General features: G+C 49.7%; 6 protein-coding genes. 2 read left to right on the top strand and 4 right to left on the bottom strand.

Annotated features, from left to right (window positions below; genetic code table 11):
• Positions 1-88 (top strand): IS3 family transposase (locus AB1N33_RS12710; RefSeq protein ID WP_411269965.1); only part of this gene is annotated, 88 nt, incomplete at its 5' end.
• 45 nt (positions 89-133) lie between these two features.
• On the opposite strand, the gene AB1N33_RS12705 is transcribed toward AB1N33_RS12710, so the two are convergent.
• Genes AB1N33_RS12705 through AB1N33_RS12690 form a run of 4 tightly spaced genes read right to left on the bottom strand, consistent with a single transcriptional unit; the run spans position 134 to position 4,942 of the window.
• On the bottom strand, positions 134-1,822 hold the full coding sequence (locus tag AB1N33_RS12705; protein ID WP_411271931.1) for a porin family protein: 1,689 nt from the start codon (positions 1,820-1,822) through the stop codon (positions 134-136).
• Positions 1,791-2,708 carry an XrtA-associated tyrosine autokinase gene (locus tag AB1N33_RS12700; RefSeq protein WP_411271930.1) on the bottom strand — a complete coding sequence of 306 codons (918 nt, stop codon included), beginning with the start codon at positions 2,706-2,708 and terminating at the stop codon, positions 1,791-1,793. The genes AB1N33_RS12705 and AB1N33_RS12700 overlap by 32 nt, the downstream gene beginning before the upstream one ends.
• Positions 2,705-4,282, bottom strand: coding sequence for an XrtA system polysaccharide chain length determinant (locus AB1N33_RS12695; protein ID WP_411271929.1), 1,578 nt, complete (start codon positions 4,280-4,282; stop codon positions 2,705-2,707). Before AB1N33_RS12695 ends, AB1N33_RS12700 begins: the two co-directional genes overlap by 4 nt.
• Positions 4,283-4,309: 27 nt before the next feature.
• Entirely contained in the window at positions 4,310-4,942 is a 633-nt protein-coding gene (locus AB1N33_RS12690; RefSeq protein WP_411271928.1) for an XrtA/PEP-CTERM system exopolysaccharide export protein, read from the bottom strand.
• Positions 4,943-5,082: 140 nt separating this feature from the next.
• Between AB1N33_RS12690 and AB1N33_RS12685 the strand changes: the two genes are divergently transcribed.
• Positions 5,083-6,495, top strand: coding sequence for a TIGR03013 family XrtA/PEP-CTERM system glycosyltransferase (locus AB1N33_RS12685; RefSeq protein ID WP_411271927.1), 1,413 nt, complete (start codon positions 5,083-5,085; stop codon positions 6,493-6,495).
• Positions 6,496-6,526 lie beyond the last annotated feature (31 nt).

The raw sequence follows: 6,526 nt of genomic DNA, 5'->3' as shown, positions 1-6,526 counted from the left end.
CGACTATTACAACAACGAACGTATTAAGCTGAAACTAAAAGGCCTGAGTCCGATACAATATCGAAATCAGGCCTTGGTCGCCGCTTAGAAATGAGTCCAACTTTATGGGGTCACTTCAAATCACCGCCTTTTTTTACTCGTACCGGTAGCTGATACTCAGAGATACCCGCCGGTCGGTATACTCAGGGCCAAACAGGCTGCCTATCGCCAGGTCGCCACGTTTATCCAGGTAGGAAAAATCCAGATCAGCAACCAGATAACGTCCGATTTCACGGCGAAGACCTATCTTCGAATTCCAGTTCTGACTTGAACCACTTTGCAGGTCAGTCGAGCGCTGTTCTATGTCGGCATAGTCAACCTTGGCGGTAAGCTGCGTATAGCTGCCCAGTGAATAGGCCAGTGACACACCGCCAGAATAGGTACGTATGAGCCGGTCATCGTCAATGAAGTTGTCTTCCGAATAACGCCCGGATATGCCAAGCGTCACCCGTGAAAAACTGTAACCCAGCTCACCATTACCTGACTTTCTGACAATGATGTTGTCATCAAACTCAATGTTCTGGGTTGTCAGTTGAACCAGACGCTCACTGGAGCCTGGCTGATAACCCAGACTGGCGGGCTGGAAACATTCCGCCAGGGCAGAGGAGTCTACCGGACAAACAAAAACGCCAAGATTCTCAGGATTAGCCAGTAGTCGGGACGTATTCGTCACGTCCTCACTGTAGCGAAAGGATGAGCGAAAATGTTTGGTGTTGTAGTTGAAAGACGCCTGCGCGGTTTCACCAAAAAAACGGCGACTGTACTTTGCTGCCACGTCACTGCGGCTGCTCAGCGCCCACGCCATATCAACCCCCACAAAGTCTATGTTATCATCTTCAGCAACGCTGGAATCAGTCTGGTTGGCGGTAACCGCGATATACCGGTTTTCGCCCTGGCGGTACGTCAGACCGATACCATAGCTGTTGAATTCACGCACCCGGCTTGCCGTGTCAGTGCGTTGCGAAAGTTGGTTTGCTTCATGGGCTGCGTTAACACGCACCCCCCAGTTGCGTAACACCATGTAATCTACAGCAGCATCACCGCTGCGGCTGATGAAGTCACTCTGAAATGAAACAAATCCATTACGCTTGGTTACCACATAGTCGCCATTCACGTTCCAGATTAAGCGCGATGCCCGCTCACCGTTACGTAATGAACCGCTGGCCAGGTAGGTATCGTTATCGAGCCCCTGGTTGTTGGTGAACACGGCGCGTTCCGTTTGAACATCAGAATAAGACAGGGTACCGGTACCGCGCACATAATTGCCATTATTCAGTTGTAAACTTGCCGAGTAACGGTTGGATCGCGCTTTTACTAAATTCTGTGAGTTTGTCAGTACGTCAGTAACCAGAAAGTTAGCGGCGTTTGCATTCTGATAGGTCAGTGCTCCGTTAGCCTGAAACAATAACAGGTTGTCCAGCGGGGTCCAGCGAACATCGTAATTGTATTCACCGTAATTGTCGGTCTGCCCCACATCTTCGCGATCCCGGTCAAGATGATTCAGGCTGCCTTGCCAAAGCCCGTTCAGCGTTCGGGATTCGTAAGTGGCGGTGACTTCCGGCTCTATTGAGAGCGTTGTCAGGGAGCGCTTTTGCTGCTCCGCAGGCTTTAGTTCCTGAAAAATAGTCTTTGCACTGACCCTGGCTCGCACGTCCAGACCTGCTGCCTGAACGGATACGGGGACCAGTAAGGCTGATGCAATGGCACAGGCCAGCACATGTCGGGATATTCTGCTGTGGGACGGCAATGCGTTAGTCATTGCGCTCAGCGTAATAATAGCCATAGTAACCTGTTCCCTCAGAGTCGACATGCACCGACTTGTTCACCACAAAGCCAATTGCCATGTCTGGATTCAAGCCTTCTACCGAGTGTCTGATATCTGAAATTTTCGTTTTGCCTTCTTCTACCACGATCACCGCCTGTCCGGCGAAGCTGGCAAGAATGGCTGACTCGTTAATCCCAATCATTGGCGGTGTATCAAAAATCACTACGCGGTCAGGATAACGGTTGGCGAACTCGTCCACGGTGTCATGCATCTTCTGACTGGCAAGTAATTCAGTAGACAGATGGTGTGACTTACCCGCGGGTATGATTTTCAGCTTATCAATATTGGTGGGGTAGAGTACCTCGGAAATGTCTTTCACATCGCCGGTTAAGTATTCCATTAGCCCTTTTCGGCGCTCAAGCCCCAATGTAGCAAGCACATTGGGTTTCAGCACATCAGCATCTACCAGCAGCACCGTTTTATCCTGTTCAGAGGCGATACTCAGTGCCAGGTTAGTCGCCGTGAAGGTTTTCCCCTCAGACGGGCGGCTGCTGGATACCATGATGATGTTCGGATTTTTCAGCGTTTTTGACAGCTTGCCAAACGCGTTTGTCAGCAGCTTTCGCTTAATTTCACGGTACTCTTCATTAATCGCTTTTCGGTCACCCGAGAGCGACACCAGCCCTTTTCCTGACAGGCTGTCCAAATCAATATTAAACGGCTTTAAATTGGGTGAGCCACCGTCTGTTTCGTTGGTAACAGGCAATGCTGGCGCCGGCGCAGGTTCTGATGAAGGTGCAGGTGCCGCTTGTGACGCTTCCGCCTGCTGCTGTTCAGCCAGCTTTTGCTTTTCGCGTGCTTCCTTTTGTTTTTGTAAGGCCTGCTCTATCGTATTGCGGGTCATAGAACGCTCCTTACTTTATCAACAATATCCACGTTCAGAATTTCTGCCGTCATCAGTACGCCATACATTAAAACAATGGTGCCGGATGACACTAAAAACACAATCAGTCTCAGGCGGGCTGCTTTGTCCAGCGCCTCTTTGTTCAAATGACTCACCGTACCCCAGATTGGCAGGTTGGTAATCTGTAACAACTGTTTTGGTCTGACAATCACCGGACTCAGCTGGCTAATCAGGAAGGCCAGACCAATGCCCGCACCGAAGCCGACGAACAACACACCCGTATAGAATAGCAGGCGATTAGGGCCTGACGGACGCAGTGGCAACATTGGCGGCTCGATAATACGGAACTGCAGGTCTTCTGACGATACATCCGCGCGACGGGAAATGTCGGCCGCTTCGCGTCGTGACAACAGTTCTTCGTATTTATCCTTGGTAATTTCATAATCACGGTTGAGGGCAGAAGACTCCGCCTCAATTTGCGGGATGAGGTCTACCTTAGACTCCAGTTCAGCGCGCTTAGTGACCAGGTCCTGCTCTTTTACTTTGAGCGAGGCAATCTGGGATTCAAGCCGGCTGACTTCCAGCTTCAGTTCACGATTCAGTTCACTCAACGGTTGCGACGATGAGTCGACGTCTGCATTCATGAACGCGTCGATTTCTTTTTTACGCGCCTCTTCCAGGCTTTCAAGCAAGGCAGTGGTTTCAATGACATCAGGGTGTTTGTCAGTGAAACGTAAACGCAGTCTGTCCAGCTCTTCCTCAAGTGCACGAATACGATCATCATAGCGGGTTCTCAGCGCAGGTTCTTCTTCGCTGGTCACGCCAAAGCTGTCGGCTGACTTGTTACCGGATAACTGTGCTTTCAGAGAATCCGCCTGCTGTCGTGTCTGCTTAATTTCAAGCCGGGTTCCGGCAAGGTCTTCATCTATCTTTTGGAGCTGGTTGTAGAAGGAACCGGCCAGTGGCAATACGTCATTATACTGGCGCTTAAAGTTAGCCAGCCGCTGCTCGGCTTCCGACAGCCGGTTTTCGTATTCGGCAATTTGCTCGTTCAGAAAGCGCTCGGCAGTATCGGTATCGCGACGGTTATTCCCCAGCGTACCTTCAACCAACAGGTCGAGGGTTTCCTGTACCACTTTTTGCGCGGTAGTCGGACTGGGATGCGAGTAGGTGATATTGAAAATGTTGCTGCGGGTGGTGCCGGATAACTGAATCTCTTTCGTCAGCTCGGTAACAAGCTCATCGAACTCTGCGCTGGTGTTTGCCTGGAGGTCCAGATCGCTTTCCCTGGCAATGGTCTCGACATTAGAACGACTAAGCAGCGTTCTTGTCATCATTTCAATTTCTTGTTTGGGATCGTTCTGAATAGCAAGCCCCTTCAAAAGGGGCTGGAGTACAGACTGCGTATCCACATAAACCCTGGCTTCGGATGAATATTGATCCGGCAGGATGGCGACCAGGCCAAACCCAACAGGACAAATCAGCCAGGAACAAATCATTACATATCGCTTCTTTATCCAGATCCCTTTGACATAGTCAAGCGCCTGGGTGAGCGTTTGCTGTAAATCCTGCATGTAATCAGACTTCCATTTACTGCTTTATTAGAACCAGGCTTCTGGGATGATAACGATATCGCCCGGTAACATGTCGACGTTTTCGGTAATGTCACCGTCTCTGATAAGGTCGTCGATGTTAATTTCGTAGGTTTTTTCCTGCCCGTTCACAACACGTACCAGCTTTGCGTTATTGCCGTCTGCAAACTCTGTCAGGCCGCCAACCGCAATCATCAGATCAAGCAGGGTCATGTTTTCCGTGTAGTTCACGGCACTCGGATTGGTCGCCTCACCAATCACGCGGACCTGTTCGCTTAACGGACCTGAAAAGTTGTTTACACTCACCGTTACGCGCGGGTTGTTGATGTATGTTGAAAGCTGCTCTTCAATTTCGCGTGCAAGCATGGTGGGCGTTTTACCTGAAACATCAATGTCTTCAACCAGTGAGGTGGTGACCTTGCCATCAGGACGAACAATAAACTGACCGGATACTTCCGGGTTTCGCCATACGAAAATGGTAAGCGTGTCGCCAGGACCGATGAGGTACTGATAGTTGTCGACGTTGGTGGTGAGCGAAGGGCGTGTTTTAGATTGCGGGAGCGAGTTCGATGAACTGCAACCTGTCACCAAAACAACGGCGATCGCCAGGAGTGTCTGCAGAGGGCGTTTCAAGCTGTCCATGTTTAAATCCTTCACTCTGTAAGAGCTGGTTTTTGTTGTATGACGATTTTCTATGCCACTATAATGCCATCGTAAACAGTAGTCTATGACTAAAATAATCTATATGATAGACACGGTTATCAAGCTGCAGGGAGAGAGGCGTGGCAGTACACAAGAAAAATCAGAGTAAACGCTCAAACATATTAGTGGTTACAGAGGCGTTACTGATTGCCTACGTCGGATACCTATCCCACTTCATTCTTATCCATCTGGGGTTCAGCGAACCCGTATCCATCGAAAAACTGGTCGTCAACCTGGGGTTGCTGACCCTGTGTATTCTGGTGTGCTCATTGTCTGTTGGTCTGTATGAGGCCAAATTACGCGAAACCTTCAGGGGTATCATCCGGCGCATTTTTGTGAGTGTCGGGTTAAGTTACTTCCTGGTTGAGGTGATAAGCCGTGCTCTGTTTGATGATCTGGTCATGGACCCGTATTTCCTGCCTGTTTCGGTCAGCGCAATTATCGTTACCCTGGTGGTTTTCCGTTACTTCACTCACCGTCTTGGTCTGCTTGGTCTGGGTAAAGTGCGGATTGTAGTACTGGGTGCCGGTGAACGCGCCTCAATTATTGAGAAGCGAATGCGCCGGGATGTTGACCGCATCGGTTTTGAACTGCTGGGCTTTATTCCTGTTCCGGGTGATAACCGCGAAGAAGGGATCCACAAAGAAAAGATTATTCATGTCAAAGTGGATGAAAACCTGCAGCAGTTCCTGAATGACAATGATATCGAAGAGATTGTGATTGCCTGTGACCAGCGCCGCGGTACACTGCCGGTAGACGTGCTGTTTGAAAGCCGTTTGCGTGGTATCGAAGTCACCGATCTGCTGGACTTTATGGAGCGTGAAACCGGGCAGATTGTGGTTAACCTGATGTACCCGAGCTGGGTTATCTATTCCAATGGTTTCCAGAGCAATAACTACCTGCGTGATGCGCTGGATTACAGCCTGAATGCCCTGCTGGCATTCTTTATCTTTTTCTTTGTCTGGCCGATTATGCTGTTTACTGCGGTGATCATCTGGCTTGATGACGGCCGGCGTACCAAAACGTCTGTTTTTTACAAGCAGGAGCGGGTGGGGTTAAACGGTAAACTGTTTAAGATCATCAAGTTTCGCAGCATGCGTCCCGATGCAGAGAAAGATGGCGCGAAATGGGCGACAAAAAATGATGATCGCGTCACCCGTATCGGCCACTTTATTCGTAAATACCGCATTGATGAACTGCCACAGTTACTGAATGTTTTCAAAGGTGAGATGGCCTTCATCGGCCCGCGTCCAGAACGGCCGGAGTTTGTCGAAAAGCTGGTGCGCGAGGTACCATACTACAATCAGCGACATAATGTTAAGCCAGGTCTTGCTGGCTGGGCGCAGCTAAATTATCCCTACGGCGCGAGTGTCGAAGATTCGATGGAGAAGCTCAAGTTTGACCTTTACTACGTTAAGCACCAAAGTCTGCTGCTAGACATTCTTATTCTGATTCGAACGGTTGAAGTGGTGTTGTTTGGGAAAGGAAGATAACGCAACAAACCTGAAAAAAGCCGGTTTAGGA

The sequence above is a fragment of the Alteromonas nitratireducens genome, assembly GCF_040812025.1.
In the GTDB taxonomy this organism is placed as follows: domain Bacteria; phylum Pseudomonadota; class Gammaproteobacteria; order Enterobacterales; family Alteromonadaceae; genus Alteromonas; species Alteromonas nitratireducens.
Note: the sequence above shows the minus strand (reverse complement) of the source record. Positions and strands in the feature narration are given on the sequence as shown.

Coding starts and splice junctions, on each gene's coding strand:
- AB1N33_RS12695 (WP_411271929.1), bottom strand. CDS start 4,282: ATGCAGGATTTACAGCAAACGCTCACCCAGGCGCTTGACTATGTCAAA.
- AB1N33_RS12705 (WP_411271931.1), bottom strand. CDS start 1,822: ATGGCTATTATTACGCTGAGCGCAATGACTAACGCATTGCCGTCCCAC.
- AB1N33_RS12690 (WP_411271928.1), bottom strand. CDS start 4,942: ATGGACAGCTTGAAACGCCCTCTGCAGACACTCCTGGCGATCGCCGTT.
- AB1N33_RS12700 (WP_411271930.1), bottom strand. CDS start 2,708: ATGACCCGCAATACGATAGAGCAGGCCTTACAAAAACAAAAGGAAGCA.